Annotated in this window: 29 protein-coding genes; 21 read left to right on the forward strand and 8 right to left on the reverse strand. The window is 58.1% G+C overall.

All coding sequences use genetic code 11. The annotated features are described in order from the left end of the window. Positions 1–46 precede the first annotated feature (46 nt). Positions 47–2,095 carry a hypothetical protein gene (locus C8N31_RS13495; protein WP_338063684.1) on the forward strand — a complete coding sequence of 683 codons (2,049 nt, stop codon included), beginning with the start codon at positions 47–49 and terminating at the stop codon, positions 2,093–2,095. Between the two features lie 70 nt (positions 2,096–2,165). Here C8N31_RS13495 and C8N31_RS13500 read toward each other — a convergent pair whose 3' ends face one another. Next, positions 2,166–2,387, reverse strand: coding sequence for a DUF2842 domain-containing protein (locus C8N31_RS13500; protein ID WP_025047635.1), 222 nt, complete (start codon positions 2,385–2,387; stop codon positions 2,166–2,168). A 25-nt stretch (positions 2,388–2,412) separates the two neighbouring features. Then, on the reverse strand, positions 2,413–3,708 hold the full coding sequence (locus C8N31_RS13505; RefSeq protein WP_025047636.1) for an adenylosuccinate synthase: 1,296 nt from the start codon (positions 3,706–3,708) through the stop codon (positions 2,413–2,415). A 176-nt stretch (positions 3,709–3,884) separates the two neighbouring features. Here C8N31_RS13505 and C8N31_RS13510 point away from each other — a divergent pair, with 176 nt between their 5' ends. Further along, positions 3,885–4,280: a DUF6524 family protein gene (locus C8N31_RS13510; RefSeq protein ID WP_025047637.1), complete on the forward strand. Its 396-nt coding sequence runs from the start codon at positions 3,885–3,887 to the stop codon at positions 4,278–4,280. An 11-nt stretch (positions 4,281–4,291) separates the two neighbouring features. Continuing rightward, complete coding sequence (locus C8N31_RS13515) at positions 4,292–4,504, forward strand: hypothetical protein (RefSeq protein WP_025047638.1); 213 nt, start codon at positions 4,292–4,294, stop codon at positions 4,502–4,504. An 18-nt stretch (positions 4,505–4,522) separates the two neighbouring features. On the opposite strand, the gene C8N31_RS13520 is transcribed toward C8N31_RS13515, so the two are convergent. Genes C8N31_RS13520 through nthA form a run of 3 tightly spaced genes read right to left on the reverse strand, consistent with a single transcriptional unit; the run spans position 4,523 to position 6,122 of the window. Next, positions 4,523–4,837 carry a nitrile hydratase accessory protein gene (locus C8N31_RS13520; RefSeq protein ID WP_025047639.1) on the reverse strand — a complete coding sequence of 105 codons (315 nt, stop codon included), beginning with the start codon at positions 4,835–4,837 and terminating at the stop codon, positions 4,523–4,525. Continuing rightward, complete coding sequence (gene nthB / locus C8N31_RS13525; protein WP_025047640.1) at positions 4,834–5,511, reverse strand: nitrile hydratase subunit beta; 678 nt, start codon at positions 5,509–5,511, stop codon at positions 4,834–4,836. The genes C8N31_RS13520 and nthB overlap by 4 nt, the downstream gene beginning before the upstream one ends. Further along, positions 5,508–6,122: a nitrile hydratase subunit alpha gene (nthA, locus tag C8N31_RS13530; RefSeq protein ID WP_025047641.1), complete on the reverse strand. Its 615-nt coding sequence runs from the start codon at positions 6,120–6,122 to the stop codon at positions 5,508–5,510. The genes nthB and nthA overlap by 4 nt, the downstream gene beginning before the upstream one ends. 339 nt (positions 6,123–6,461) lie before the next feature. Between nthA and secG the strand changes: the two genes are divergently transcribed. From secG to C8N31_RS13615, 17 genes are all read left to right on the forward strand, one after another. Next, positions 6,462–6,821, forward strand: coding sequence for a preprotein translocase subunit SecG (secG, locus tag C8N31_RS13535; RefSeq protein WP_025047642.1), 360 nt, complete (start codon positions 6,462–6,464; stop codon positions 6,819–6,821). A gap of 178 nt (positions 6,822–6,999) precedes the next feature. Beyond that, positions 7,000–8,646, forward strand: coding sequence for a CTP synthase (locus C8N31_RS13540; RefSeq protein ID WP_025047643.1), 1,647 nt, complete (start codon positions 7,000–7,002; stop codon positions 8,644–8,646). Positions 8,647–8,680: 34 nt separating this feature from the next. Beyond that, the gene (locus C8N31_RS13545; RefSeq protein ID WP_025047644.1) at positions 8,681–9,118 is read left to right on the forward strand and encodes a hypothetical protein; all 438 of its coding nucleotides are present in this window, start codon (positions 8,681–8,683) and stop codon (positions 9,116–9,118) included. Beyond that, entirely contained in the window at positions 9,115–9,807 is a 693-nt protein-coding gene (locus C8N31_RS13550; protein ID WP_025047645.1) for an HTTM domain-containing protein, read from the forward strand. Before C8N31_RS13545 ends, C8N31_RS13550 begins: the two co-directional genes overlap by 4 nt. Before the next feature lie 46 nt (positions 9,808–9,853). Continuing rightward, the gene (gene rlmJ, locus C8N31_RS13555) at positions 9,854–10,630 is read left to right on the forward strand and encodes a 23S rRNA (adenine(2030)-N(6))-methyltransferase RlmJ (protein WP_025047646.1); all 777 of its coding nucleotides are present in this window, start codon (positions 9,854–9,856) and stop codon (positions 10,628–10,630) included. A gap of 55 nt (positions 10,631–10,685) precedes the next feature. Further along, positions 10,686–11,336 (forward strand): hypothetical protein, encoded by a 651-nt coding sequence (locus C8N31_RS13560; RefSeq protein ID WP_025047647.1) that lies wholly within the window; start codon positions 10,686–10,688, stop codon positions 11,334–11,336. A 9-nt stretch (positions 11,337–11,345) separates the two neighbouring features. After that, positions 11,346–11,783, forward strand: a complete 438-nt coding sequence (locus tag C8N31_RS13565; protein ID WP_025047648.1) for a tellurite resistance TerB family protein — start codon at positions 11,346–11,348, stop codon at positions 11,781–11,783. A gap of 36 nt (positions 11,784–11,819) precedes the next feature. Beyond that, complete coding sequence (locus C8N31_RS13570) at positions 11,820–12,263, forward strand: tellurite resistance TerB family protein (RefSeq protein WP_025047649.1); 444 nt, start codon at positions 11,820–11,822, stop codon at positions 12,261–12,263. 117 nt (positions 12,264–12,380) lie between these two features. Beyond that, positions 12,381–13,157: an ABC transporter ATP-binding protein gene (locus C8N31_RS13575; protein WP_025047650.1), complete on the forward strand. Its 777-nt coding sequence runs from the start codon at positions 12,381–12,383 to the stop codon at positions 13,155–13,157. Positions 13,158–13,185: 28 nt separating this feature from the next. Next, positions 13,186–13,914: a transporter substrate-binding domain-containing protein gene (locus C8N31_RS13580; protein WP_025047651.1), complete on the forward strand. Its 729-nt coding sequence runs from the start codon at positions 13,186–13,188 to the stop codon at positions 13,912–13,914. A gap of 79 nt (positions 13,915–13,993) precedes the next feature. Next, positions 13,994–14,875 carry an ABC transporter permease gene (locus C8N31_RS13585; RefSeq protein ID WP_081785662.1) on the forward strand — a complete coding sequence of 294 codons (882 nt, stop codon included), beginning with the start codon at positions 13,994–13,996 and terminating at the stop codon, positions 14,873–14,875. Further along, positions 14,872–15,678, forward strand: coding sequence for an ABC transporter permease (locus C8N31_RS13590; RefSeq protein ID WP_025047653.1), 807 nt, complete (start codon positions 14,872–14,874; stop codon positions 15,676–15,678). The genes C8N31_RS13585 and C8N31_RS13590 overlap by 4 nt, the downstream gene beginning before the upstream one ends. Before the next feature lie 116 nt (positions 15,679–15,794). Beyond that, a complete protein-coding gene (locus C8N31_RS13595) occupies positions 15,795–17,129 on the forward strand; it encodes a glutamine synthetase family protein (protein WP_025047654.1) in 1,335 nt (444 codons plus the stop codon). 9 nt (positions 17,130–17,138) lie between these two features. Beyond that, the gene (locus C8N31_RS13600) at positions 17,139–17,828 is read left to right on the forward strand and encodes a type 1 glutamine amidotransferase (protein ID WP_025047655.1); all 690 of its coding nucleotides are present in this window, start codon (positions 17,139–17,141) and stop codon (positions 17,826–17,828) included. After that, positions 17,828–19,186, forward strand: a complete 1,359-nt coding sequence (locus C8N31_RS13605; protein WP_025047656.1) for a glutamine synthetase family protein — start codon at positions 17,828–17,830, stop codon at positions 19,184–19,186. The genes C8N31_RS13600 and C8N31_RS13605 overlap by 1 nt, the downstream gene beginning before the upstream one ends. Positions 19,187–19,213: 27 nt before the next feature. After that, the gene (locus tag C8N31_RS13610) at positions 19,214–20,518 is read left to right on the forward strand and encodes an NAD(P)/FAD-dependent oxidoreductase (protein ID WP_025047657.1); all 1,305 of its coding nucleotides are present in this window, start codon (positions 19,214–19,216) and stop codon (positions 20,516–20,518) included. Positions 20,519–20,621: 103 nt separating this feature from the next. Further along, positions 20,622–21,800 (forward strand): DegT/DnrJ/EryC1/StrS family aminotransferase, encoded by a 1,179-nt coding sequence (locus C8N31_RS13615; protein WP_025047658.1) that lies wholly within the window; start codon positions 20,622–20,624, stop codon positions 21,798–21,800. A gap of 128 nt (positions 21,801–21,928) precedes the next feature. Here the strand turns inward: C8N31_RS13615 and phaR are convergent, their stop codons facing one another. The 3 genes from phaR to C8N31_RS13630 form a co-directional block, all read right to left on the reverse strand. After that, entirely contained in the window at positions 21,929–22,489 is a 561-nt protein-coding gene (gene phaR / locus C8N31_RS13620) for a polyhydroxyalkanoate synthesis repressor PhaR (RefSeq protein ID WP_025047659.1), read from the reverse strand. A 131-nt stretch (positions 22,490–22,620) separates the two neighbouring features. After that, entirely contained in the window at positions 22,621–23,064 is a 444-nt protein-coding gene (locus C8N31_RS13625) for a phasin family protein (protein ID WP_025047660.1), read from the reverse strand. Positions 23,065–23,213: 149 nt separating this feature from the next. Further along, the gene (locus C8N31_RS13630) at positions 23,214–25,019 is read right to left on the reverse strand and encodes a PHA/PHB synthase family protein (RefSeq protein WP_025047661.1); all 1,806 of its coding nucleotides are present in this window, start codon (positions 25,017–25,019) and stop codon (positions 23,214–23,216) included. 105 nt (positions 25,020–25,124) lie between these two features. Here C8N31_RS13630 and phaZ point away from each other — a divergent pair, with 105 nt between their 5' ends. Further along, positions 25,125–26,396 carry a polyhydroxyalkanoate depolymerase gene (phaZ, locus tag C8N31_RS13635; RefSeq protein WP_025047662.1) on the forward strand — a complete coding sequence of 424 codons (1,272 nt, stop codon included), beginning with the start codon at positions 25,125–25,127 and terminating at the stop codon, positions 26,394–26,396. Positions 26,397–26,400 lie beyond the last annotated feature (4 nt).

Raw genomic sequence — 26,400 nt, forward strand, 5'->3', positions numbered from 1 at the left:
GTGGTAAACGGTAACCTGCAAAACCGCAGAGGACGAGCATCCGATGATGAGTAATAACAAAATTCTAACGGTTTCCTACGGCACTTTCTCGTGCACGTTGGAAGGTTTCGAAGATTCTTTTGGCACCATGAAGGCCATTGCGGAGTATTTCCGCGATCTTGCCTCTGATGACCGATACTTTGGTGCCGAACCGCCGCAGCCCGATGCAGAGATGCTGGCGCGGATCGCCCAAAAGGAAATGACCCGCCGGGTTGAGGCCCGCGAGCAGGACGGCAAGATCGTGCTGAGCGCCCATGAGCAAAACGAGGCTGTTCCGGCGCCTGCCGCAGCAGCGATTGCAGCCCCAGCCGCCGCTGTTGTTGCCGCAGCCCCTGCCGTGCAACTGCCGCAAGAGGATGTCGCCGTTGCCGAGGCACCGGTTGTGATCTCGACCGCTGCACCGGCAGACATCGCTGATGTGCAACCCGCCGCAGAAGAGCCAGCCCCCGCCGCCCAAGACACGGCAGTGGACACACCCGACATCGTGCCCGGCCAGCCGGACGCCGAGGTCGAGGCCTTCTTTGCCGAAGCGGACCACGCGGATGCAAACGACACATTCGAAGATCAAGACACACTTTCCCCATCTGCCCCTGTGGCGGCTTCTGCTCGGGTTGCCACGGTCGCGGCGGCGGTATCGGAGGACGCAGAAGCGTCTGACGTACTGCCCACAGAAGAGATTTCCTCTGCCTCTGTGACACCCAAGGAAGACAGTATTGCCGCAAAACTACAGCGCATCCGCGCCGTTGTTGCACAGAACGAAGTGGCCGAAGAGGAAGCCGACTTCCTTGAGGACGAACACGCTGATGCCGCGCAAGCCGATGAGCCTGTTGCAGATGTACAAGACGACGATGAGGTGGATTCCATCCTCAGCGCCTTGAGCAACACAGACATCGACGACGATGACAGCTTTGAGGACGACGCAGCCGAGGTGGAAACCGCACAAGACACAGCGGAAGATGACGCCGACGATGACGAACTTGCCTCAAGCCTGAGCAACCTCTTTGACGAAGAAGACGTCAAGCCAGCCGATGCTGACGCATTGGCCGACCTTGCAGCGCTGGCTGATGCAGATGACGCAGACACCGCAGATGAGGCAAAAGCCCCAGCTGCACGGGTGATCAAGGTCAACCGCGCCGAGCTGGAAGCCGCATTGAAAGACGATGGTCAGGACACCGGTGAAACGCCTGCCGAGGATGTCTCAGCGCTGGACCAGATTGCGCCATCCAAGACCGATGAAACTGCGCTGACCCAAGAAGACGAAGAAGATCTGGTTGCAGAGCTGTCTTCGCTTGAGGCGGAGTTGGAAGAAGACACAGCCACAGCCGCGCCCGAGATTGCGGAAGAGGCACCTGCCCCAGCCGCCGCCCGCCGCGTGCTGCCATCCATTGACGAGGATGACCAAAGCTCTGACGTCAATCGTTTGTTGGCCGAAACCGATCAGCAAATGGACGAGCCTGAAAGCGCAACGCGCCGCGATGCCTTTGCCCATTTGCGTGCCGCAGTGGCCGCGAAAAAGGCCGATGTCGCGATGGGTCAGCCAGAGACCGAGGACGGTGATGACGACGCCTATCGCAGTGATCTGGCCGAAGTGGTGCGTCCGCGCCGCCCAAGCTCGGAAGGCCGCACCAAGCGTCCCGGCGACAACCGCCCGGCGCCACTGAAACTGGTCGCGGAGCAGCGCATTGATGTGGCCCGCCCCGCCGCCGAAGGTCCGGTGCGCCCGCGCCGTGTCGCGGCTGTGGCTGATCCTGTCGAAACGCCGGATGGTGAAAGCTTTGCCGATTATGCTGCTGAAATGGGCGCGACCAAGCTGCCCGAACTTCTCGAAGCGGCAGCGGCCTATATGTCCTTTGTTGAGGGTCGCAAGCAATTCTCGCGTCCACAACTGATGACCAAAGTGCGTCAGGTCAGCGCCGAAGACGGGTTCAGCCGCGAAGACGGTCTGCGCTCCTTTGGGCAGCTGCTGCGCTCTGGCAAGATCGAAAAGATCAAAGGTGGCCGGTTCACCGTATCTGACGACATCGGTTATCGCCCCGGCGAACGCGCAGCGGGCTAACCCCCTGATATCAAAAATACAAAAGGCGGCCCTTCGTGGCCGCCTTTTTCGTTTTCGAGAAGAACGAGAACTATTTGTCCTGATCCGGATCGGCCTGACCGATCCCCATAAACACAAACTTGAAGGGCAAGATCCAGACAATGCCAAGCCCGACATAGATGCCCAGCTCCAGCAGGATCGACGGGCGTTCAAACTGGTTCACCGCCCAGACCGCGCAAGCGATATAGACCGGCAACCCCACCAGCAGGATCACCAATGACCAACGTCTGCGTGCCTTGTAGCTAAGTGCCATATGTCGCCCCTTCGTGACGCTGCGATCAATCTGCAAATGGATCGGTGACCAAAATCGTGTCTTCCCGCTCCGGTGAGGTGGAGACTAGAGCGACCGGGCAATCAATCAACTCTTCCACCCGGCGCACATATTTGATCGCCTCCGCCGGAAGATCGGCCCAGGACCGCGCCCCTTCGGTGGATTGCGACCAGCCCGGCATTTCCTCATAGATCGGCACGCAGCGGGCCTGCTCTTCGGCGGCCGTGGGCAGATAGTCGAGCCGCCGCCCGTCCAGATCATAGCCCACGCAGATTTTCAGGGTCTCAAATCCGTCCAGCACGTCCAGTTTGGTCAGGCAGATGCCGGTGATGCCGGACGTGGCGCAAGTCTGGCGCAGCAGTGCCGCATCGAACCAACCACAACGGCGCTGACGCCCTGTGGTGGTGCCAAATTCATGACCGCGCTCGCCCAGACGCTGACCGTCGTCGTCCGTCAGTTCGGTCGGAAACGGGCCCTCGCCCACGCGTGTTGTATAGGCCTTCACGATGCCCAGCACATAATCAATCGCCGTCGGGCCAAGACCCACGCCGGTGGCGGCTTGGCCTGCAATCACATTTGAGGACGTCACAAAAGGATATGTACCAAAATCAATATCAAGCAAGGCACCTTGCGCCCCTTCAAACAATATCCGCTTGCCCGCTTTGCGTTTCTCGGCCAGCACTTTCCAGACCGGGGCCGCAAAAGGCAGGATTTTGGGCGCAATTTCATCCAGTTGCGCAATCAGGGCGTCGCGGTCGATGGCATCGATCCCCAGCCCTTTGCGCAGCGGGTCATGATGCTGCAACGCGCGATCCACGCGGGCCTCAAGCGTGGCGGCATCCGCCAGATCGGCCACACGGATGGCACGGCGGCCAACCTTATCCTCATAGCAGGGGCCAATGCCCCGGCCAGTGGTTCCGATCTTGGTGCCCTTGCTAGAGGCCTCTTCGCGGGCGCGGTCCAGTTCACCGTGAAACGGCAGGATCAGCGGCGTGTTTTCCGCAATCATCAGGCTTTGAGGGTCAATGGTTACGCCCTGCGCTTCGATGGTTTTGATCTCGTTCAGCAAGTGCCATGGGTCCAGCACCACACCATTGCCGATCACCGACAATTTGCCACCGCGCACCACACCAGATGGCAGCGCGTGGAGTTTGTAGACCTCGCCATCAATCACCAAGGTATGGCCCGCATTATGCCCGCCCTGAAACCGGGCGATGACATCGGCACGTTCAGACAGCCAATCGACAATCTTGCCTTTTCCTTCGTCACCCCATTGGGCACCGACAACAACTACGTTGGCCATGATGATCTTCCTTTTAGACAACCCGCGCCCGTATAGCGGCAGCAGGCGGGGGGTGAAACTGTAAAATCCGCCATGCTGCGTTTTGCCTCAAATGAATGCCGTTTGCCGGGTTTTCCACCACTGGACTTTGACACCGCCCCGGCGGTAGTTTTGGGGAAAACAAAGAGGGACGTAATATGGGCTTTGTCCTGCGCTGGATCTGTGCATTTGGTTTGCTCACCGCGACCTTTAATCCGACCGAGTATAATTACGCCACTTGGGTGCGCGATTTTGGGCGGGAAAATCTGTCTGTTGCCGTGCTTTTGGGGCTGCTGTTGATGATTGGCTACATCATCTATCTGCGCGCCACTTTGCGGTCCATCGGCGGGTTTGGCATGATGCTTGTGTTGGCCGTTGTGTCAGCATCGCTTTGGGTGCTTTATGATTTCAAGGTGCTGCGCCTCGACAATGCCAGCGCAAATGTCTGGCTGGCACTGGCCGCACTGAGCCTTGTTCTGGGCATAGGGCTGAGTTGGAGCCATGTGCGGCGCAACCTGTCGGGACAGGCAGACATGGATGATGTGGACGACTGAAAGGATAGGCGATGCGCAAGACGGCACAGACCAGCGAAAGCTTTGAAAAGTCCTATTACAAACAGGTTGCCACCGGCGAGGGCTGCGGCTGCGCGGAACGGATCATTGACGTGCATGAGTTTAACCGGCTGGCCGGATCGTCCAAACGGATTGGCAGTCTGCTGCCGAAAAAGGGCGCATGGCGGCGATTTCTGCGCAAAGCGGGCCTCTATAGCCGCGATTGATGTGATGGATCTGGCCCATCAGTCGGCCAGATGCACCGGCGACCCGTGCGGCGTTGACAAATAGGCCGCCTCCCATGCGGTGCGCAGGTCGGCCACGTCGGCGGGGGCGGCCATGCCGATTTCGGCCAGATAGCTTTCAAGTGTTTCCAGCCAAGCGGTAAAGTAATCCTCACCGCCGTTCAGCTCTTTGTCCAAGCCATGCCGCGCCAGCGTTGCGCCAAACCGTTCCGCCCAATCGGCCCAGACGAAATGCCCCGCCTCGTTCAAATGCACGGTCAGTGCAAAGACCTGCGCATGCCAAGGCGCGTCAAAGGCCGGTTCAGGTGCGCTCATGCCTCCGGCTCCAGATAGCTTTGCCACAGATCCAGCACCACGTCATCGCGCGGATGTTCGGGGTGCGACCACAGCTCGGACGCCGGAAAGACCACCGCATAAAGCGGCTCTGCCGCATCGCCCAGCCGGTGAGCCGAACTGTCCGGCAAAACATGTGTGCCATGCAGGCGCAAAACCCGGCCCCGCGCCCCCGCGGCATAGACTGGCAGGCGCGTATGCCCCCCATCGACCAGCCTATTGGCGGCGATTTTGCGTGTGACAACCACGTCGCCCACTTCGAACTGCGGCGCGGTGTTGCTGGGCCGGTCGGCGGGGCCACCCTTGGCCAGAACCCCCGCCACCTGATCAGCGGTCATCTTTTTATCGGCCAGCGGGCTGGGTGCAGGATCGCCCTGCCCGGCCAGTTCTTCGCGGGTCAAGACGCCGGTTTCGACCAGAAGGTTGGCCAACCCCGAAATCCATTTTTCATAGTAGGAAAACCGCGCATAGTCCGTCGGTGCGAGGCATTCCCGCGCATGGCGCGAGACATCAATGTTCCACTTGCCCAGCGATCCTGCCGCCAGCGTCACGGCCAACGCTCGCGCATGCCAATCGGTGTGAAACACTCCGTCTTCCGGCTCTGGCGTGATGGTGCCATCGCCGTAGCGCCCGCCCATGTCATGCACGCGGGTCATGGGGCGCTCGCCAATGCTGTGCCGATCATGCTGTCGCGGCTGATAAGGGCCATCAACGCCTCTTCGTCTAGGCCATCAGTGCCAGCAGGCCGTTGCGGGATCACCAGATAACGGACCTCGGCGGTGGAATCCCAGACGCGCACCGCGGTCTCGCTGGGCAAGGTCACGCCGAAATCAGCCAAAACCTTGCGCGGCTCGCGCACCACGCGGGCACGGTAGGCATCTGATTTGTACCACCCCGGCGGAATGCCCAAAAGCGGCCAAGGATAGCAACTGCACAGGGTGCAAACGACCATATTATGCTGCGCCTCGGTGTTTTCCACCGCGACCATATGTTCGCCCTGCCGCCCGTAGAACCCGAGATCCGAAACCACTGCGGTTGCATCCTCCAAAAGGGCGGCACGGAATGCCGGATCAAGCCAGGCACGGGCCACCACGCGGGCACCGTTGCGCGGGCCAATGCGGTTTTCATAGGTGTCGATGATTTCATCCAGCGCGGCGGGATCAATCAATCCCTTGCGGGTCAGAAGGGTTTCCAGTGCCTTGACCCTGAGGGCAGGATCGGACGGCAAAAGCGCATGCGGGTCGTCGTGAGAATGATCATGAGGCATGGCGCGAGACTGCAACAGTGCAGTGACCTTGTCCATGACCGGCGAAGCATTTTGACTCGTTTACAATTCAACCCGCGAAATCAGCCGTTTTTTGTGGTATGGTTGTCCTACGAAGCGAGTCTGATCCACCTCAATTCCAGGATAACCCTTCTAACAAGGCGTGGTAGAGCACCGCTTCAACAGACCGCCGCCCCCATGCGGCGGTCTTTGTTATGCGGCACAGGCGCGACACCCCCGCAGATTGACCGCAAAGAATGGCGCACAAAGCCGATCCCGACTTGCCCCGCGCCGCAAAGACGCCTAGATACCCGCAAACGAAATTCGAAAGCGCCCGTCTCCATGGAAAATGTCGTTCTGATCGTTCACCTGCTTTTGGCCTTTGGCCTGATTGCTGTTGTGTTGCTGCAACGCTCCGAAGGGGGCGGTCTTGGCATGGGTGGCGGCGGCGGCGCGGTATCGGGCCGGGCGGCGGCCACCGCGCTTGGCAAATTGACCTGGCTTTTGGGCGCGGGTTTCATCGTCACTTCGATTTCTTTGACCGTGATCGTGGCGCAAAAATCCTCCGGTGCATCGGTTCTGGACCGCCTTAGCGCAACGCCGCCAGCCGTGACCGACACCGAAACGGGCCTGCCCGCCGGTGACAGCCTGCTGCCACCAACCGCCGAAGACAATGCACCCTTGGTGCCAGCGGCGGACTGAACAAAAAACACTAAACATTGAGGCAATGCCGTTTTTCGCAACATCATGTTGCGGCTTAGCCTTGCCTTGAGCATCCGAATCCTGTTAGGCTTAAATCCCGTGGTGCTGCGTTATTTCGCAGCGCAGTTTGGTGTTTTTGGTCAAACACAAATACGAATTCACGGGGGTCTCAGGACATATGGCGCGATATATCTTCATCACCGGCGGTGTGGTTTCCAGCCTTGGCAAAGGTTTGGCATCGGCGGCTTTGGGGGCGCTGTTGCAAGCGCGGGGATTTTCGGTCCGGCTGCGCAAACTTGATCCCTACCTTAATGTCGATCCCGGCACGATGTCGCCCTTTGAACATGGCGAAGTGTTTGTCACCGATGATGGCGCCGAGACCGATCTTGATCTTGGCCATTACGAACGGTTCACCGGCGTACCTGCCCGCAAAACCGATTCCGTATCCTCGGGCCGCATCTATTCCAACGTGCTGGAAAAGGAACGCCGCGGTGATTATCTTGGCAAGACCATTCAGGTGGTGCCGCATGTGACCAATGAAATCAAAGAGTTCCTTGCCATTGGCGAAGACGAAGTTGATTTCATGCTTTGCGAGATTGGCGGCACCGTCGGCGACATCGAAGGTCTGCCGTTTTTTGAAGCGATCCGCCAGTTTTCCCATGACAAGCCGCGCGGGCAATGCATCTTTATGCATCTGACCTTGCTGCCCTATCTGGCCGCCAGTGGTGAGCTGAAGACCAAACCGACCCAACACAGCGTCAAGGAACTGCAATCCATCGGCATCGCGCCCGATATTCTGGTGTGCCGCTCCGAACAGCCGATCCCGCAGAAAGAGCGCGAGAAAATTGCGCTGTTCTGTAACGTCCGCCGCGAGGCCGTTGTGGCGGCCTATGATCTCAAATCTATCTATGAGGCACCGCTGGCCTATCACGCGCAAGGCCTCGATCAGGCGGTTCTGGATGCATTTGACATCTCCCCTGCGCCGCGCCCCGATCTGGCCGTGTGGCATGACGTTTACGACCGCATACAAAACCCCGAAGGCGACGTGCGCGTGGCAATTGTGGGCAAATACACCCAGCTTGAAGACGCCTATAAGTCTATCGCGGAGGCCCTGACCCACGGCGGCATGGCCAACCGTGTCAAGGTCAAGGTGGAATGGGTCGATGCCGAGGTCTTTGACAGCGCCGAAGATGTCAGCGCCCATCTCGAAGGGTTCCACGCGATCCTGGTGCCCGGCGGATTTGGCGAGCGCGGCACCGAAGGCAAAATCAAAGCGGCGCAATATGCCCGCGAACATAAGGTGCCCTATCTGGGCATTTGTCTGGGCATGCAAATGGCCGTAATCGAAGCGGCGCGGAATGTGGCGGGCGTCAGTGCCGCGGGTTCCGAAGAATTTGACCATGAGGCGGGCAAGAAACGGTTTGAGCCGGTGGTCTACCACCTCAAGGAATGGGTGCAGGGCAATCACAAGGTCGAGCGCAAAGTGGGCGACGACAAAGGCGGCACCATGCGTCTGGGCGCTTATGATGCGACCCTCACAGAGGGATCTAAAGTGGCGCAGGCCTATGGCACCACCGCCATTGATGAGCGTCACCGCCACCGCTATGAGGTTGATATCGCTTACAAAGACAAGCTCGAAGAGGCAGGTTTGAAGTTTTCCGGCATGTCCCCCGATGGCAAATTGCCCGAGATTGTCGAATGGCAGGATCACCCGTGGTTCATTGGCGTGCAGTTCCATCCGGAACTGAAATCTAAACCCTTTGATCCACATCCCCTGTTCAAAGATTTTGTTCGCGCGGCCAAGGAAATGTCACGGCTGGTTTAACCCTGCTGAAAATCGCAGGTGTTAAGGTATCGTTATGGTGCGTCTTTTCTTCCTGCTGTTGCCGGGGCTGATACCGTCTTGGGAATTTTTCAAAGCGATTGAACCGTCGCCGCGGGTCCAGTGGCGGCTGTTCTCTATCCCGCTGGAAGATGGCGAAGGCTGGAACGAATTTCGGCCTCGACCACAACGCCTGTCCCTGCTGACCATTCTGCGGCGCTTGTTCTGGAACCCGCGTTGGAACGATTCCCTCTATCTTGTGAGCCTGTCAGAGCGGCTGATGCTGAACCCGACCCAGCACAGCGTGGATGAGATTTTTGACAGGTTGAACTTCTATGTCTCGGCGCCCGACCCCGTTGAAGAAGGCCCGCTAAACCTGCAATTCCGTCTGATCTTTGTGCGCCGCGAAGGCGAGCAGATCACGGAAAGCATCACCTATATATCCGAGCCGCGCAGCTTTCGAGGCCGCACATGACGCTCGACGCCGCCTTTCGCGCCACCGAAGTGCTGATCGCGCTGGCTTTCCTTCAACAAAGCGCCGAATTCATGCTGCGCAGCGGGGTGGAACGGGCGATCTTTGCTGTCCGTATCATGGCCTGCCTTGCCCTGCTCTTTGGCGCTCAAACCGAACTGGCATTGCTGGTTCTTGTGGTGATCAGCCTATGGATGCTGCACCGGTTTCAAGGCCCCTACAATGGCGGCAGCGACCGGATGAGCTTGCTGATCCTGTGGTGTCTGACCCTTGCGCAATGGATGCCAACGCTGTTCTGGCAAGAGGTGATCTTTGGCTATCTCGCCTTTCAGCTGACGCTGTCTTATTTCATTTCGGGGCGGGTCAAGATCGTGAATCCTGAATGGCGGTCCGGACGTGCGCTGCGAGATGTGTTTGCCTTTTCCGCCTATCCGGTCAGTGAAAACCTACGCCAATTGTCCACACGCCCCCGTCTGCTTTGGGCTGCCACATGGGCGGTGATCCTGTTCGAGGTGGTGTTCCCGCTGGCATTGCTCAATCAAACCCTGCTGATTGCCGCGCTGTGCATCGGGGCGAGCTTTCATCTGTCCAATGCGATTTTCTTTGGGCTGAACCGATTTGTCTGGATCTGGATGGCGGCTTATCCCTCCCTTCTTTGGTTTCAGGGCCGTGTCTTTGGGGATGTTTTCTGATCCGCACACCATTGCGCCGCTGCCACAAAACGCTACACGGGGTCACATGCTGAGTTATCAACACATTTATCACGCAGGCAATCTGGCGGATGTTCAGAAACACGCGCTGCTGGCTTGGATGCTGTCCTATCTGACCCGCAAGGACAAACCCCTTACCTATATGGAAACCCATTCCGGCAGGGCGCTTTATGATCTGACGGATGATGCCGCCCTCAAGACCGGAGAGGCAGCGCAGGGTGTTGAAAAGGTTCAGGGCTGGTTTGCTGCCGATCATCCCTACTCAGAAGTTTTGGCGCAAACGCGTGGCACCCACGGGCCAAACGCCTACCCCGGATCACCGATGATCGCGGCACAGCTTTTGCGGGCGCAGGACCGGATTCATCTGGCCGAACTGCACCCCCAAGAACACAGCGGGCTTGATCTGGCCATGTCGCCTTATCCGGCGAAATGTTACTTGCAGGACGGGTTCGAGATGGCCTTTGCCCTGACCCCGCCAACGCCGCGCCGCGGGATGTTGTTGATTGATCCCAGCTATGAGATCAAAACTGACTATCAAGACATTCCCAAACAGATCGGCAAACTGGCCCGCGCTTGGAACGTCGGGATTATCGGGCTGTGGTATCCGATCCTGACCAACAAGGCGCATCTGCCGATGCTGCAAATGCTGGGCCAAACGCACCCCGACGCCCTGCGCTCCGAGGTCCGGTTTCCACCCGCGCGTCCCGGCCACGGGATGGTGGGTTCGGGCCTGTTTGTGATCAACCCGCCCTATGGTCTGGCCGATGAGGCCAAGCGTCTGGCCGCTCTCTTCGCCAAGTTGTGAGACCTGCGGACAACTAAAACGATACGCATCTCGAAAAATATGCTAGGCTTTCGGGATGACACGTCTCGGCGCAATTTTTCTGGCCTTGATGCCCCATGCCGCATTGGCCTGCGGTGCGCCGGTTTGTCTGGTTGATCCGGACGGGCTGGTCCTGCCGCAAATTATCACCTTTGATGACATTCAGGCGGGCGGCGGACCGGGCTTTCGGGTCGATGATATTTTGCCCCTGCCCGGCGCCACCTTTGGCGAACGTTTTGCCGGCCAGATCGTTGAGGATGTCGGCACACATGACCAGATCGCCGGCACCGCCTTTGCCCCCTTGACGATGATGCCGGGCGATGCGGGGCAGAATCTGTCGGTGGTGCGGTTCGGCGGCACAACCGTGCTGAACGGCTATGGCGCAGCAGGCTATCCCAAGCGCGAGGCGCAGGGCGAAGGGGCTATTGCGGTGCTGTTTGATGAGGACCAATCCGCCTTTGCTTTTGATCTGCGCGGCGGTGAGGCTGGCGTGGCATTGGTCACTTTCCACCGGCGAGACGGCACGTTGATTGGCACAGTTCCCATTGACCCAACCGGCGAATTCTCTGTCGGGTTTATCCGCAACCGCGGGCCTGACGACATCGCGGGCTTTATTGTGACAAATACTGACCCTCAGGGGCTTGCGATTGACACTTTACGCTTTGGAAAACCACCCAACCTCAGCTAATAACGGCTTATGTTTGAACGTCTCTTCCCGCGCCGCGCGCCTGAACCAAAGCCCCTGCCCCAACCCAATGCCCAGCTCGCGCTTGGCGCATTGCTCGTGCGTGTGGCCTTTGCTGACAAGGACTACAAAGCCGCCGAAATTGGCCAGATTGATCGTATCCTTGCACAATCCTTTGACCTGAACCCGATTGAGGCAGCCAAACTGCGCGCCACATGCGAGGCGCTGGAACGTGATGCCCCCGGCACACCCGAATTTGCCGCGATCCTGCGCGAAGAGGTGGATTACGCTGATCGCAAGGCGCTGGGTGATGCGATGTGGTCCGTGGCGCTGGCCGATGGCGACCGCGATGATGCCGAGGAAGAGCAGTTGTCGCAGATCGAGGCGGCCCTTGGCCTGACCGATATCGACATTCAGGCAGCCCGCGAAAACGCTCTGCGCTCTATCTGACTTGGCCTGCGCGGCTGCGCACCCTATATCGCTCTTATGTTTGCAGATTTTATCAAACGGCTGACCCAGCCTGATCCCGCCCCGCTGCCTGATGATGACGCCCGGCTTGCGCTGACCGCCCTACTGGTGCGAATCGCCCGGTCCGATAACGACTATGCCGCCAGCGAATCCCGCCTGATCGACCAGATCGTGATGCAGCGCTATGGGCTGGATGCTGATGCGGCCCGCGCCCTGCGCAGCGATGCCGAAACCCTTGAGACCGAAGCGCCGGACACCGTCCGCTTTACCCGCGCCATCAAGGATGCGGTTGCCTATGAGAACCGTCTGGCGGTGATTGAAGCACTTTGGCAGGTGGTTTTGGCCGATGGCAGCCGTTCTGACGAGGAAAACGCACTGCTGCGTCTGGTGGCGAGCCTACTGGGAATCACGGATACAGACAGCGCAATGGCCCGAAAACGCATCGAAAACGCGCCAAACTGACCAGTTTCGGGGCGGAATGTGATCGAAACGGCCCGCAGGCAAAGCTCTGCGTTGCATTTGTTTTGGTTTTGGCTCTTTATGACCTACCGAAACGCCTAAAAAAGAGACACGTCACACGTGAACACACAAACGCCGGTCATCCAAATCAATAACCTCCACAAAGCCTATGGCGCACTGGAGGTTCTCAAAGGGGTGAGTATCACCGCCGAGCGCGGCCATGTGATTTCATTGATCGGATCGTCCGGTTCGGGCAAATCAACCCTGCTGCGGTGCTGTAACCTGCTTGAGGACAGCCAACAGGGCGAGGTGATTTTCAAGGGCGAGCCTGTCGCGTGGAAAGGCACCGGCCATGGCCGCCGCCCTGCCGATGCCAAACAGGTGCTCCGCATCCGCACCAACCTGTCGATGGTGTTTCAGCAGTTTAACCTCTGGGCGCATATGTCGATCCTCCAAAACGTGATGGAAGCGCCGCTGACGGTGCTGGGCCGCGACCGCGCCGAGGTGGAAAAATCCGCCCGCGCCTATCTCGACAAGGTTGGCATCGGCGACAAATGTGATGTCTATCCGGCGCAGTTGTCGGGCGGCCAGCAACAACGCGCGGCAATTGCACGAGCTCTCTGCATGGAGCCTGAGGCGCTGCTCTTTGATGAACCAACCTCGGCGCTTGACCCCGAGTTGGAACAGGAAGTTGTCAAAGTGATCAAGGATCTGGCCGCCGAAGGCCGTACCATGATGATTGTGACCCATGATATGAAACTGGCCGCGGATGTGTCGGACACGGTGGTGTTCCTGCATCAGGGCCTGATCGAAGAACAAGGGGCGCCGGAGGCTGTTTTTGGCGCACCCAAATCCGAACGACTGCGCGGGTTCCTTTCGGCGACCCAACCTTCGTAAACTAAAAAAACCAAACGGGAGACTACTCATGAAGAAGATTATCCTCGCTACGGCAGCGCTGGCGCTGACTGGCACGATGGCTTTCGCAGAAGGCAAAACCATCCGCATGGGCACTGAAGGTGCCTACCCTCCGTACAACTATCTCAATGATGACGGCAAAATTGACGGCTTTGAAATCGAGCTGGGCAATGAGCTGTGCAAACGCGCTGAGCTGAAGTGCGAATGGGTCACAAACGAGTGGGACAGCATCATCCCCAACCTCGTCTCAAGCAACTATGACACCATCATGGCCGGCATGAGCATCACCGATGAGCGCGACGAAGTCATTGATTTCACTCAGGACTACTTCCCGCCCACCGCCTCTGCCTATGTTGCTGCCTCCGAAGGTGCGGATCTGGAATCCGGTGTGGTTGCCGCACAGACATCCACCATTCAGGCCGGTCACATCGCGGCGAGCGGCGCACAGCTGGTTGAATTTGCAACGCCCGAAGAAACTGTCGCAGCCGTGCGCAAGGGCGAAGCAGACGCAGTGTTCGCGGACAAAGATTACCTCGCGCCACTGGTCGAAGCCTCCGGCGGTGAGTTGATGTTTGTTGGGCCAGACGTTCCATTGGGCGGCGGCATCGGCATGGGCCTGCGCGAAAGCGACGCCGAGCTGAAAACAAAGTTCGACGCAGCCATCACCGCGATGAAAGCGGACGGCACGCTCAACACCATGTTGAAAAAGTGGTTCGGCGACGAAACCGCAACTTACTAAACCAATCAGGGGGAGGGCATCGCGTCCTCCCCTTACCTTTTGATAAGACACAGTTTCTACAGCATCCACAGGTGCCGCCATTTTCGAATATTGCGCAGACCCCAGCCAGCTTGAAGGCTTTCGCTGGCTCAGTTGCTACCTGACCACGGGCAAGCATATGTCACTGTACTGGTCGGTCGTGACCGTGCTGACGCTCTTGGCAATCACCGCACCTGTTGCGCTTGCCTTTGGATTTGCCGGGGCATCCGCCGCGCGGTCGTCATTTTTCCCGCTGCGCTGGTTCGGCAAGGCCTATATCGCACTGGTGCGCGGCGTGCCGGATATCGCGTTTTTCCTGTTCTTTGTGATCGCGCTGGACCAAGCAATCGAATTTCTGCGCCACAAGGTGCTCTGCCCCGATTGGGAAGAGCCCATTCGGCAGGGCAATGATTTTGTTGTCTGTCAGGCCGCCAAAATGCCGCTCAGCAGTGCACCGCAATGGGTGCATGAAAGCTATGGTTTCGGCATTGCCGTTGTGACCTTTGCCATTGTGTTTGGCGCCTTCGCCGCCAACGTTCTGTTCGGTGCCATGAGGGCCGTGCCCCGCGCCCAGCTTGAAACCGCCGAAGCCTACGGGATGTCACAGCGCCAGACCTTCTGGCGTGTATTGGTGCCGCAAATGTGGGTCTTTGCCCTGCCCGGCCTCAGCAACCTCTGGATGGTTTTGATCAAAGCCACACCGCTGCTGTTCCTGCTAGGGGTCGAAGACATCGTCTATTGGGCCCGTGAACTGGGCGGGTCCAAAACACCCCGCTTTACCGACTATCCTCATGGCGACTGGCGCATGTGGTACTTCCTCGGTCTATTGGTTTTTTATCTGCTGTTCACACGGTTCTCCGAAGTGGTGCTTGACCGGATCATGGCGCGGCTCACCCATGGGCAGGCCACCACCGGCGGCGAAGCACAAAGGAAAGCGGCATGAGCTGTTGGCAAACCATTCAGGACTACGGCCTGCGTTCCCTCGGCTGGGGCGAACGCCTGCTGCCGCGTGAAAATTTCACCTTGTGTGATCAGTTTACCCTGATCGGATCAGGTATGATCTGGAACGTCTACTTTGGCATTTTTGCCCTCGTCAGCGGTTTTTTCTTTGCCACGCTGGTGGCCCTTGGCAAGGCCAGTCCAAACCCCTGGCTGCGCAAACCGTCCGAGTGGTTTATCTTCCTGTTTCGCGGCTCACCGTTGTTTATCCAGTTCTTTTTTGGGTATTTTTTCTTTCTCACGCTGAAAAGCCACTTTGCATTTTTCAGCCCCTTCACTGCCGCATGGCTGGGCGCGTTGATTGTACTTTTCCTCAACACCGCCGCCTATTCGGGTGAGATTTTTTATGGCGCGTTGCAGTCCATCCCCAAAGGCGATGTAGAGGCGGCGGATGCTTACGGTCTGTCAGGCTGGAACCGGTTCCGCCGGGTGATCTGGCCGACGATGCTACGCCTTGCATGGCCGGCCTATACCAACGAGGCGATCTTTCTGTTCCACGCTACAACTCTGGTGTTTTTCAGTGGTTTCCCCGCATGGCAGCAGCGCGGTGATGCGCTCTATTATGCCAGCTATTTTGCGGACAAAACCTTTAACCCCTTTGTCCCCTATCCGATCCTTGCGGGCTATTTCATCTTGCTGACGATCATCGTGATTTCGGTCTTTGGGCTGATCAATGCGCGGCTGAACCGGCATTTGCCGCAGGCAGCAAAACGCAAAATTCGCTTGCGTCCCAATCTGATCCGGTAGTATCCAGAATTTGATCAAATTATCCGGCGCGTGGGCGGCGGGTGCCTTTTGGACCGTGATGTAGCCCATCACGCCCGAACAGAGCGGCGTATGCCCACCGCCTTTTCAGGTGTGTTATGAACAATTGGCTCCGCAAACATCCTCAAGTCCGCACAATCCGTGTGGCCGCCGCTGATCTCAATGGCCAGCCGCGCGGCAAACGCATTCCCACCCGCTTTGCCGATAAGGTCACAACCGACGGCACCCGCTTTCCTTTCTCGGTGCTTAGCCTTGATATCTGGGGCGAAGACATCGACGACAGCCCGCTGGTGTTTGAAACCGGCGACCGCGACGGCGTTCTGAAACCAACCGAGCGTGGCTTTATGCCGATGCCATGGCTCGATGCGCCCTCCGCCCTGCTGCCGATCTGGATGTTCCATGAGGATGGCCGCCCCTATGGCGGTGATCCGCGCCATGCCTTGCGCGCGGTGCTGGACCGGTTCAAGGCGCGCGGCCTGACGCCTGTCTGTGCGGTCGAGCTTGAGTTTTTCCTGATCGACGATTCGGGTCGCAACCTGCAAATCCCGATCTCGCCACGCTCTGGCAAGCGGCGCAAAGCGGCTGAAACTCTGTCGATCCGCGCATTGGACCAGTTCGATGCCTTCTTTACCGATCTTTATGACGCCTGTGAGGAAATGGATATTCCCGCCGACACCGCGATCAGCGAGGCAGGTTTGGGCCAGTTTGAGATCAACCTGATGCATTGCGACGATGCCTTGCGGGCGGCGGATGATGCATGGTTATTCAAAATGCTGGTCAAGGGACTGGCCCGCCGCCATGGGTTTGCAGCCTCGTTCATGGCCAAACCCTATGAGGATTATCCCGGCTCCGGCTTGCACACCCACTTTTCCGTGCTGGATCAGGACGGCAACAACGTCTTTGACAATGGCGGCGAAGAGGGCACCGATACAATGCGCCACGCGGTTGCGGGCTGTTTGCAGGCGATGCCCGGCTCCGCGCTGGTTTTTGCGCCCCATGCCAACAGCTTTGACCGGATGGTGCCGGGCAGTCACGCGCCCACCGGCGTCAGCTGGGCCTATGAAAACCGCACCTCATCCATCCGTATCCCATCGGGCAGTCACAAGGCCCGCCGGATTGAACACCGCGTGTCGGGCGGCGATGTGAACCCCTATCTGATGTTGGCCGCCGTTCTTGGCGCCGCGATCAACGGGATCGAAGACGGGATTGAGCCACCTGCCCCGATCACCGGCAACGCCTATGCCGCCGATCTGCCGCAAATTCCCGGCGATTGGCCCTCGGCGATTGATATGTTTGAAAAAGACCCTGCCGTCGCGCGGATCTTTGCGCCCGAGCTGATCCGCAACTTCGTGCTGACCAAACGGCAGGAGGTCCATTATATGGCCGAGCTGACCCCGCAAGAGCAGGTCGAAATTTACCTCGATACCGTGTAAGGCAAGAACATGAAGATTGGCATTCTCCAAACCGGTCATTCCCCCGATGAGCTTAAGGACGAGTTGGGCAACTACGGCGAAATGTTTCCCAAGCTGCTGGACGGCCACGGGTTTGATTTCGAAGTCTGGTCTGTGGTGGACGGTGTGTTCCCCGATCGCATGGATCAGGCAGATGGCTGGCTGATCACCGGATCAAAACACGGCGCCTATGAGGATCACGACTGGATACCACCGCTCGAAGAGTTCATCCGCAATAGCTATGCCGCGCATCGCCCGATGGTTGGCATCTGCTTTGGTCATCAGGTCATTGCCCAAGCGCTTGGCGGCACTGTCGAGAAATTTGATGGCGGCTGGTCCGTTGGCCGCACCGAATATGACATCGACGGGCGCAAACTGGCGCTCAATGCGTGGCATCAGGATCAAGTCACTGCCCTGCCCGAAGGCGCAAAGGTGATCGGCTCCACTGATTTTTGCAAGAACGCGGCGCTGGTCTACGATGACCGGATCTGGACCATCCAACCGCACCCCGAATTTGGTCATGCCTTCATTGACGGGCTGATCAAAACACGCGGCAAAGGCGTTGTCCCGGATGACCAACTGGCCGCCGCCGCAAAAGAACTGGGCGCCCCTCTACACAATCAGGACATCGCCAATCAAATAGCAACATTCTTCAAGACAAAGCTGAAAGAGAGGGCCTAATGGCCGACTGGACCCAAAACCTGCCAAAACCCGCACAGGACTACCTCACGGGCCGGCGTCTTGACGAAGTGGAATGTGTCATCCCCGACCTGCCCGGCATCGCCCGCGGCAAGGCGGTTCCGGCCAGCAAATTTGCCCGGCAGGATTACTTTCATCTGCCCGACAGCATCTTTTACCAAACCATCACCGGCAATTGGGGCGAGGCCGCAGGCGATGAAGGGTTCATCGAAAAGGACATGATCCTTAAACCCGACATGGACACCGCAACCGCCGCCCCCTGGACCGGGGACTGGACGCTGCAAGTGATCCACGACGCCTATGACCGCGACGATCAGCCGGTGCCTTTCTCGCCGCGCAACGTCCTCAAACGGGTGGTGCAGCTTTACCGCGACAAAGGCTGGGAGCCGGTCGTGGCCCCCGAGATGGAGTTTTTTCTGGTCGCCCGCAACCTGGACCCCGCCCACGAGATTGAGCCGATGATCGGCCGCTCTGGCCGCCCCGCCGCCGCGCGGCAGGCCTATTCCATGACTGCCGTGGATGAATTTGGCCCCGTCATCGACGACATCTACGATTTCGCCGAGGCGCAGGGGTTTGAGATCGACGGCATCACCCAGGAAGGCGGCGCAGGCCAGCTTGAGATCAACCTGCTGCACGGTGATCCGGTCAAACTGGCCGACGAGGTGTTTTACTTTAAACGGCTGATCCGCGAGGCGGCCCTGCGCCACGATTGTTATGCCACCTTTATGGCCAAACCCATCGAGGATGAGCCGGGATCGGCCATGCATATCCACCATTCGGTATTGGACAGCAAAACCGGCAAAAACATCTTCTCTGCTGAAGACGGCACTGAAACCCCTGCTTTCATGCATTTCATTGCCGGCCTGCAAAACCACATGCCAGACGCGCTTGCGGTGATTGCGCCCTACGTGAACAGCTACCGCCGCTATGTCAAAGACCACGCCGCACCGATCAACCTCGAATGGGGCCGCGACAACCGCACCACGGGCATCCGTGTACCGCTTTCCGGCCCTGCCGCGCGGCGCGTCGAAAACCGCCTCGCTGGTATGGACTGCAACCCCTATCTGGGCATCGCCGCATCGCTGGCCTGCGGGTATCTGGGACTGACCGAGGGCAAAACCCCTGCCGAGGAATTCAAAGGCGACGCCTATGACGGCGACGGCGATATCCCTCAGGTTCTCGGCTCTGCCCTTGATTTGTTTGATGAGGCATCGGCCCTACACAGCGTTCTCGGCACCGAATTTGCCCGCGTCTATTCGATCGTGAAACGCGCCGAATATGACGAGTTTTTGCAGGTGATCTCCCCGTGGGAACGTGAACATTTGTTGATGAACGTCTGATCCCCGGACCACCAAGAGGTGACCCAAGTGAACCTGCTTTATGCCAATGACCGGCGCGGCCAGTATCCAGACAGCTGGTACGCCGCAACCGCCACGCCAATAGACCGTTTCCCAACTCTGAAAGGGGCGCAAAGGGCCGACGTTTGTGTGGTCGGCGGCGGCTATACTGGCCTTTCAGCGGCGCTACATCTGGCGGAGGCCGGTCGCGACGTGATCTTGATCGACGCGCAGCGTGTCGGCTTTGGCGCATCGGGACGCAATGGCGGGCAATTGGGCAGCGGACAGCGGGTCGAGCAAGATGCGCTGGAAAAGATGCTGGGCGATCCGAACGCCGCCACCCTGTGGCAGATGGGCGAAGAGGCAAAGAAGTTGGTCAAGTCCCTGATCAAAGAGCATAATATCGACTGTCACCTTAAACCCGGCGTGGCCTGGACTGCTTCAGACAAGGGCGATCTGAACCATCTGCACGCCTATGCCGACCATCTGCAAACCCGCTATGGCTATGACCAGATCGAAACACTGGACCACGCGGCACTGCAATCGGTCTGCCCTTCACCGGACTACGTGGGCGGCGTGCTCGACATGGGCGCGGCGCATCTGCACCCCCTCAATTATGCGCTGGGTCTGGCCAAGGCCGCCGCCGCTGCGGGTGTGCGTATCTTTGAAACCAGCCCCGCCCACCACATCAGCGAAGGTTCCAAAACCACCGTGCAAACCGACGCGGGCCGGATCGAGGCCGACCACGTGATCCTTGCCTGCAACGGCTATCTTGGCGGGCTGAACCGCAAAGTGGCGGCGCGGGTGATGCCGATCAACAATTTCATCGCCGCGACTGCCCCCTTGGGGGAGGGCATCAAAGACGTGCTGCCCCGCGATGTCGCCGTGGCCGACAGCCGCTTTGTGGTCAACTATTTCCGTCTGTCCCACGATGGCAGATTGCTGTTTGGCGGCGGCGAAAGCTACGGCTACCGTTTCCCCACCGATATCGCCGCCAAAGTCCGCAAACCCATGACCGAGATATTTCCACATCTCAAGGACGTCCCCATCGACTACGCTTGGGGCGGCACACTTGGTATCACCATGAAACGCCTGCCCTATGTGGCGCGTGTGGCCTCGAACATTCTCTCTGCCTCTGGCTATTCCGGCCACGGCGTCGGCACCGCAACCCACGCCGGCGCATTGATGGCCCGCGCGGTTCAAGGGGACAGCGACGGTTTTGACACAATGGCCGCGATCCCGACCCGCCCCTTCCCCGGTGGCGCGGCCCTGCGCAACCCGCTACTGGTCCTCGCGATGAGCTGGTATTCCCTGCGCGACCGGCTGGGCATCTGAGCAACCCGTTACAAGAGTTTCACACCGCCACTATTGCTTGGCTCTTGGTCTGTTCTAGCATTTGTTTTACAAATTCGAAAACAACAATTCGGATTCTTGAAATATGCCATTGCCCGACCTGCACCAAGCCGAAGCCATCCCAACAGCCGCTCAAGACGATCTGAACCGGATTTTGCAAAACGGCGACCTGTTCCGCTATACCGCCGCTTCGGACGCGCCGGTCACCCTGTTGGAACAGGAATTTGCCCGGATGATGGGCAGCGCCTACGCACTTGCAGTCTCCTCCTGCTCTGCGGCGCTGTTTTTGTCGCTTAAGGCACTGAACCTGCCTGCACAGGCCCGCGTCTTGATCCCCAGCTTTACCTTCGCTGCCGTCCCCTCCGCAGTGCTGCACGCGGGGTGCCGCCCGGTGCTATGCGAGGTCGCGAATAATTACCGTATCAACATCAATGACTTTGCCGAAAAACTGCCCTCCGTTCAGGCGGTGATCATCAGCCACATGCGCGGTCACACATCGGATATGGATGCCATCCTGCGCCTGTGCGCTGCTGCGGATATCCCCGTGATCGAAGACGCCGCACATTCCCTTGGCACGCTCTGGAACGGTCAGAAAATCGGCACTTTGGGCAAAATCGGCTGCTTTTCCTTCCAGTCTTACAAAATGATCAACGCAGGCGAAGGCGGCATCCTGATCACCGATGATGCAGATCTGGTCGCGCAGGCCATCATCATGTCCGGTGCTTATGAACACAATTGGAAGAAACACACCGCGCTGCAATCCAGCTTTGCCCGCTGGCAAAACAAACTGCCGCTCTACAATCTGCGCATGTCGAACCTCGCCGCGACCGTCATCCGCCCGCAGCTGGCCGAATTGCCCCGCCGCACCGCAAATGGTCTGCGCAACCACGATCATGTCGCCGAACACCTGTCCCGCGCGCCCCAGATCGAAGTGCCCGCGCCACTGCCCCCCGAAACACGGGCGCCCGATTCCATTCAGTTTAATCTCACCGGAATGACAGACAATGAAGTTGCGCGGTTCGCCCAAACCGCCGCCGATATGGGCGTCAAGGTTCAGGTCTTCGGCATGTCAGACGACAATGCCCGCGCGTTCTGGAACTGGCAGTTCATCCCCGATCTGCCCGACCTGCCGCAAACCCGCGACATGCTGATGCGCGCCTGTGACGTCCGCCTGCCCGTGCAACTAAGCTTGGATCAACTGGATGCGGTCTGTGCGGTGCTGCTCAAGGCGCTGGATCTCGCAACCCAAGAGGCGGCCGCCTGACCCCTGCTTCATTTGGCAAGAAAAACTCAATCCCGCAGCCGCAGACTGCGCCGCCGGTGAAAAGGCGGGCTCAGATCAAGGCATATTCCAAAAATCAAGCCGCGCGGCACCGCCGCGCGACCTTTGGATCACTTCAACTTTGACAATTTGTCCTGAAGTTCGGCCAGCTGCTTTTTGATCGCATCCAGATCTTCACCCTGATCCGGTGCATCCGCCTTGGCCGCCGGTGCCGCATCCGGCGCGGTGCTGCCACCCCAACCACCGGTCATGGCTTTCATAAAAGCCTGCTGCTGCGCTTGCATAACTTCGAGGCCGGGCATTTTTGCCATCGGGTTCATCGACGACATATTTTCCATCACCCGCGCCTGCCCGTCGCGCAGCATATCAAAAGACGTCTGCAAGAACTGCGGCACCACCGACACATCGCCGGACATATAGCTGCGCACCAGATCATTGAGCACCTCTACCGGCAAAACAGATTCGCCCCGGCTTTCGTGTTCTGCAATGATTTGAAGCAGATACTGCCGCGTCAGGTCATCGCCCGACTTCAAATCGACGATCTGCACCTCGCGCCCATCACGGATAAATCCCGCAATATCTTCAAGCGTCACATAGTCGCTGGTTTCGGTATTATAAAGCCGCCGAGACGCATAGCGCTTGATAAGCAATGGCTTGGGTTTATCCGCCACGGTTGGTCCTCCCCGTTTACGTGCTGCATTGCAGCTTATGGGAGTGCTGCACAAAAAGAAAGGGCGGGCTCAATGAGCCCGCCCTGCCCTCACACCCTATGGGGAGGAAGTGATGTGAGGTCTAGTCCGTCTTACTTCGCTGTTGCTTTTTTCGCCGCGGCCTGAACGTCGTTGGACGCTTTTTTAACGGCTGCTGTGGCGTCTTCCTGCATGTCTTTGCCGGCGGCCATCATCAGCTCAACTGTGTCCATCTGGACTTTCTTGGCGATCTCGGCGAAGGCTGCCATGTGCTCGGCCGCTGTTTCAGCAGAAGCAGACGCGAAATCGGTCATGGCTTTTGCGTAGTCGGCTGGCTCTGCTTTGGCTTTGGACATATCGGCCATTTTTGCCAGTGTGTCTTTTGTCCACTTGCTGGAAATCTCGGAGGATTTCTCAACAGCTGTCAGGGCAACGCCGGACAGTTTTTCATTCAGTGTCGCAGATGTTTTGAATGCGTCTTCCATCGCGGCTGTATCCACTGGGAAAGAACCCATTACGTCTTTGAACATTGCGGTCATGTCTGGTGTCTTAGTCATTTCAAGTATCCTTAAGCTCTGGTTTGTGCTTGGCGGATGCCCCGCCTTTCTGCGTCTGCTAAAGGATATAGATGCTGCAGCGCGGCATTTCAAGTATTTTTTCTGCACTGCAGCATAAATTCAGATGCAACTCAAAAGATTCATCGAAATCAAAGCTTTGCCTTTTTCGCGACGTATTCACCGGGCGCGTCTGAGACAATGACATGCCCGTCATCACCGGGAAAACGGGCGGGAATCATCTTGCCCGACCGCTTTTTCAGCCACTTTTCCCAACGGGGCCACCAAGATCCCTCATGGAATTTCGCGCCTTCAAGCCAATCGGTATGATCCAGACCCAGATCATCATTGGTATAGTGACCATACTTCTTTTTGGATGGCGGGTTTACGATCCCGGCGATGTGTCCGGACTGCGTCATGATAAAGGTCTTGTTGTCCGACCCCATCTTTTGCACGCCGCGATAGCTGTCTTTCCACGGCGCGATATGATCGGTCTCGCAGGCAATTGCGCACAGCGGCACGTCAATATCGCCAAGCTCCAGATGGTGACCCATCAGATCAAAGCCACCATCGGCCAGCTCATTGCGCTGGCACAAACCCCGCAGATATTGCATCGCCATCTTGGCCGGCAGATTTGCGCCATCCCCGTTCCAATAGAGCAGATCAAAGGCGGGTGGCGTTTCCCCCATCATATAGCTTTTGACCGCTGGCCCGTAGACCAGATCATTGGACCGCAGGAACGAAAACGTCCGCGCCATGATCACAGAGGGCAGCACACCTTTGTCCGCTGTCTCGGCCTCGATCCCGTCAATAAAATCATCCGTCAGAAACGGTTGAAACTCGCCCTGATCGGAAAAATCGGTCAGCGCAGTAAAGAAAGTCGCAGACTTGATCGAAGTATCACCGCGCTGTTTCAGGAGAGACATCGTCAAAGACAACGTGGTGCCTGCAATACAGTAACCAACGGCATTGACCTGTTTTTGCCCGGAGATCTTCTTGGCCTCGGCAATCGCGGCCAGATAGCCATCCTCGACATAATCTTCCATGCCGATATCGCGGTAGGCCGCATCGGGGTTGACCCAAGACACCATAAACAGCGTGTAGCCTTGATCGACGACCCATTTCACCAATGAGTTCTGCGCCTTGAGGTCCAGAATATAGAATTTGTTGATCCATGGCGGGAACACGACCAGCGGCGTGGCATGGACCTCTTCGGTGCTGGGGGTGTATTGGATCAACTCAAACATCTTGTTGCGGAACACAACCTTGCCCGGCGTGGTCGCAATGTTTCGGCCCAACTCAAACGCCTTTTCATCTGCAAGGCGCACGATCAGTTCCCCGTCATTGGCCTCCAGATCCGAGATCAGGTTTTCCAGGCCCTTGATCAGGCTCTCACCCTCGGTCTCGACCGCGCGTTCCAATGCGTCTGGGTTGGTCGCCAAAAAATTGGTCGGGCTCATCATGTCGATGATCTGGCGGCTGAAATAGGACAGCCGCTGTTTCTCGCGCGGCTCCATGTCGCTCATATCTTCGACGGCCTGCGACAAAGCTTCGGAATTGATCAGGTACTGTTGTTTGACGAAATTGAAGTAAGGATGTGTCTCCCACAGCGGATTGGCAAAGCGCCGGTCGCTTCCTGTCTTGTCTTCAGGTGCGACAAATGAGCCCTTCGCCAGCGCCTGTTGCGCCTCCATGAAGTGGGTCACGGTCTTGGCCCAATAGCCCATCTGATGTTCCATCAGTTTGGCTGGGTTTTGCACCGCTTCGGCCATATATGACTGCGCAGCCTTGGAAAAAAGCTCTTGATTCGGGCCATCGAGAGATTGTTGATGGGTTTTGCGATGGGTCATGACCTCGGTCAAACGCCCCGTCAGCTCCTCAACTTTCTTTAAATTCTCGGCCATCCGCGACAACGAAGCCTCAGTTGGCGTGCCCTCTTCCGTGGTTTCAGTTGTCATCTTAACCTTTTGCTCCTATCTTCGCACCTGCAGCATAACATCACGCCTCGCTTTGAGGACTGTGACAAAATAACTGGCACCGGGCTTACAACGAGGACACCCTTCATGCGTTACATGGCTACTTACGACCTGATGGAAACCTTTCGGAACACCAATCAATGGCTCGGCGCCTCTGCACTTGCTATGGCATCCTACCCTGCTTTTTCGATGTTTCCAAACCCTACGCTTGAATGGATGGCCGCCTGGGGCGAAGTGACGGAACGTACGTTCTCGCGCATGGTCATGAAACCCGATTGGAACATTCCTCCCTTTGTTGGCGTCAATGGCCAAGACCGGCTGGTGACAACCGAAACTGTGGTTGAGGGCGACTTTGGCGATCTCATCCACTTCCGCGTTCAGGGCCGCACTGACAAAAAGCGCCGCGTTCTGCTGGTCGCACCGATGTCTGGCCACTACGCCACTTTGCTGCGCTCCACCGTGATCAGCTTGCTGCCTGATTGTGACGTCTACATTACAGATTGGCACAACGCGCGTGACATTCCTGTCAGCGCCGGCAAGTTCGATATCGAAGATTACACATTGTATCTGGTCGACTACCTGCGCGAGCTGGGCCCGGAAACCCATGTGATCGCCGTGTGCCAGCCTGCCCCCTTGGCATTGGCAGCAACCGCCTATCTGGCCGAAGAAGACCCCGATGCACAGCCGCGTTCGTTGACGTTGATCGGCGGGCCGATCGACCCCAATGCCGCTGCAACGGACGTGACCGACTTTGGCCGCCGGGTCACGATGGGCCAGCTTGAGGAATCGATGATCCAGCGGGTTGGGTTTAAATACAAAGGTGTAGGCCGGATGGTTTACCCCGGCTTGCTACAACTGGCCTCGTTCATCTCGATGAACGGCGAGACCCATATGGACGCCTTCAAAAACCAGATTTCGCGGGTGATGCGCGACGAGGCGCATGAGCACGACAAGCACAACAAGTTCTACGACGAATACCTCGCCGTGATGGACATGACCGCAGAGTTCTATCTTTCTACGGTTGAGCGGATCTTCAAAGCCGGCGAGATTGCCAGCAACAACTTCACCGTTGCAGGCAAGAAGGTCGACATTGGCAAAATCACCACCGTCGCTGTGAAAACCGTTGAAGGGTCCGAGGATGACATTTCCGCACCCGGGCAATGTGTTGCCGCGCTGGACCTGTTGACCGGCCTGCCAGACAGCAAAAAAGCCAACCACGTCGAAGAAGGCGCGGGCCACTACGGCATCTTTGCAGGCAAAAGCTGGCGCAATAACATCCGGCCATTGGTGTTGAACTTCATCGACGCCAACGAAGGCAAACCAGCCGCAAAGCCCGCCAAGAAAACCAAGGCGGCCTGATCCA

The organism is Sulfitobacter mediterraneus (assembly GCF_003054325.1).
Taxonomy (GTDB): domain Bacteria; phylum Pseudomonadota; class Alphaproteobacteria; order Rhodobacterales; family Rhodobacteraceae; genus Sulfitobacter; species Sulfitobacter mediterraneus.

What these genes read in the sequence shown, in the direction of transcription:
- phaZ (WP_025047662.1), top strand. Translation starts at nt 25,125, where the DNA reads ATGCGTTACATGGCTACTTACGACCTGATGGAAACCTTTCGGAACACC.
- C8N31_RS13570 (WP_025047649.1), top strand. Translation starts at nt 11,820, where the DNA reads ATGTTTGCAGATTTTATCAAACGGCTGACCCAGCCTGATCCCGCCCCG.
- C8N31_RS13625 (WP_025047660.1), bottom strand. Translation starts at nt 23,064, where the DNA reads ATGACTAAGACACCAGACATGACCGCAATGTTCAAAGACGTAATGGGT.
- C8N31_RS13560 (WP_025047647.1), top strand. Translation starts at nt 10,686, where the DNA reads ATGACACGTCTCGGCGCAATTTTTCTGGCCTTGATGCCCCATGCCGCA.
- C8N31_RS13495 (WP_338063684.1), top strand. Translation starts at nt 47, where the DNA reads ATGAGTAATAACAAAATTCTAACGGTTTCCTACGGCACTTTCTCGTGC.
- C8N31_RS13600 (WP_025047655.1), top strand. Translation starts at nt 17,139, where the DNA reads ATGAAGATTGGCATTCTCCAAACCGGTCATTCCCCCGATGAGCTTAAG.
- secG (WP_025047642.1), top strand. Translation starts at nt 6,462, where the DNA reads ATGGAAAATGTCGTTCTGATCGTTCACCTGCTTTTGGCCTTTGGCCTG.
- rlmJ (WP_025047646.1), top strand. Translation starts at nt 9,854, where the DNA reads ATGCTGAGTTATCAACACATTTATCACGCAGGCAATCTGGCGGATGTT.
- C8N31_RS13550 (WP_025047645.1), top strand. Translation starts at nt 9,115, where the DNA reads ATGACGCTCGACGCCGCCTTTCGCGCCACCGAAGTGCTGATCGCGCTG.
- nthB (WP_025047640.1), bottom strand. Translation starts at nt 5,511, where the DNA reads ATGACCCGCGTGCATGACATGGGCGGGCGCTACGGCGATGGCACCATC.
- C8N31_RS13605 (WP_025047656.1), top strand. Translation starts at nt 17,828, where the DNA reads ATGGCCGACTGGACCCAAAACCTGCCAAAACCCGCACAGGACTACCTC.
- C8N31_RS13510 (WP_025047637.1), top strand. Translation starts at nt 3,885, where the DNA reads ATGGGCTTTGTCCTGCGCTGGATCTGTGCATTTGGTTTGCTCACCGCG.
- C8N31_RS13595 (WP_025047654.1), top strand. Translation starts at nt 15,795, where the DNA reads ATGAACAATTGGCTCCGCAAACATCCTCAAGTCCGCACAATCCGTGTG.
- C8N31_RS13545 (WP_025047644.1), top strand. Translation starts at nt 8,681, where the DNA reads ATGGTGCGTCTTTTCTTCCTGCTGTTGCCGGGGCTGATACCGTCTTGG.
- nthA (WP_025047641.1), bottom strand. Translation starts at nt 6,122, where the DNA reads ATGCCTCATGATCATTCTCACGACGACCCGCATGCGCTTTTGCCGTCC.
- C8N31_RS13615 (WP_025047658.1), top strand. Translation starts at nt 20,622, where the DNA reads ATGCCATTGCCCGACCTGCACCAAGCCGAAGCCATCCCAACAGCCGCT.
- C8N31_RS13565 (WP_025047648.1), top strand. Translation starts at nt 11,346, where the DNA reads ATGTTTGAACGTCTCTTCCCGCGCCGCGCGCCTGAACCAAAGCCCCTG.
- C8N31_RS13580 (WP_025047651.1), top strand. Translation starts at nt 13,186, where the DNA reads ATGAAGAAGATTATCCTCGCTACGGCAGCGCTGGCGCTGACTGGCACG.
- C8N31_RS13500 (WP_025047635.1), bottom strand. Translation starts at nt 2,387, where the DNA reads ATGGCACTTAGCTACAAGGCACGCAGACGTTGGTCATTGGTGATCCTG.
- C8N31_RS13540 (WP_025047643.1), top strand. Translation starts at nt 7,000, where the DNA reads ATGGCGCGATATATCTTCATCACCGGCGGTGTGGTTTCCAGCCTTGGC.
- C8N31_RS13590 (WP_025047653.1), top strand. Translation starts at nt 14,872, where the DNA reads ATGAGCTGTTGGCAAACCATTCAGGACTACGGCCTGCGTTCCCTCGGC.
- C8N31_RS13505 (WP_025047636.1), bottom strand. Translation starts at nt 3,708, where the DNA reads ATGGCCAACGTAGTTGTTGTCGGTGCCCAATGGGGTGACGAAGGAAAA.
- C8N31_RS13520 (WP_025047639.1), bottom strand. Translation starts at nt 4,837, where the DNA reads ATGAGCGCACCTGAACCGGCCTTTGACGCGCCTTGGCATGCGCAGGTC.
- C8N31_RS13515 (WP_025047638.1), top strand. Translation starts at nt 4,292, where the DNA reads ATGCGCAAGACGGCACAGACCAGCGAAAGCTTTGAAAAGTCCTATTAC.
- C8N31_RS13630 (WP_025047661.1), bottom strand. Translation starts at nt 25,019, where the DNA reads ATGACAACTGAAACCACGGAAGAGGGCACGCCAACTGAGGCTTCGTTG.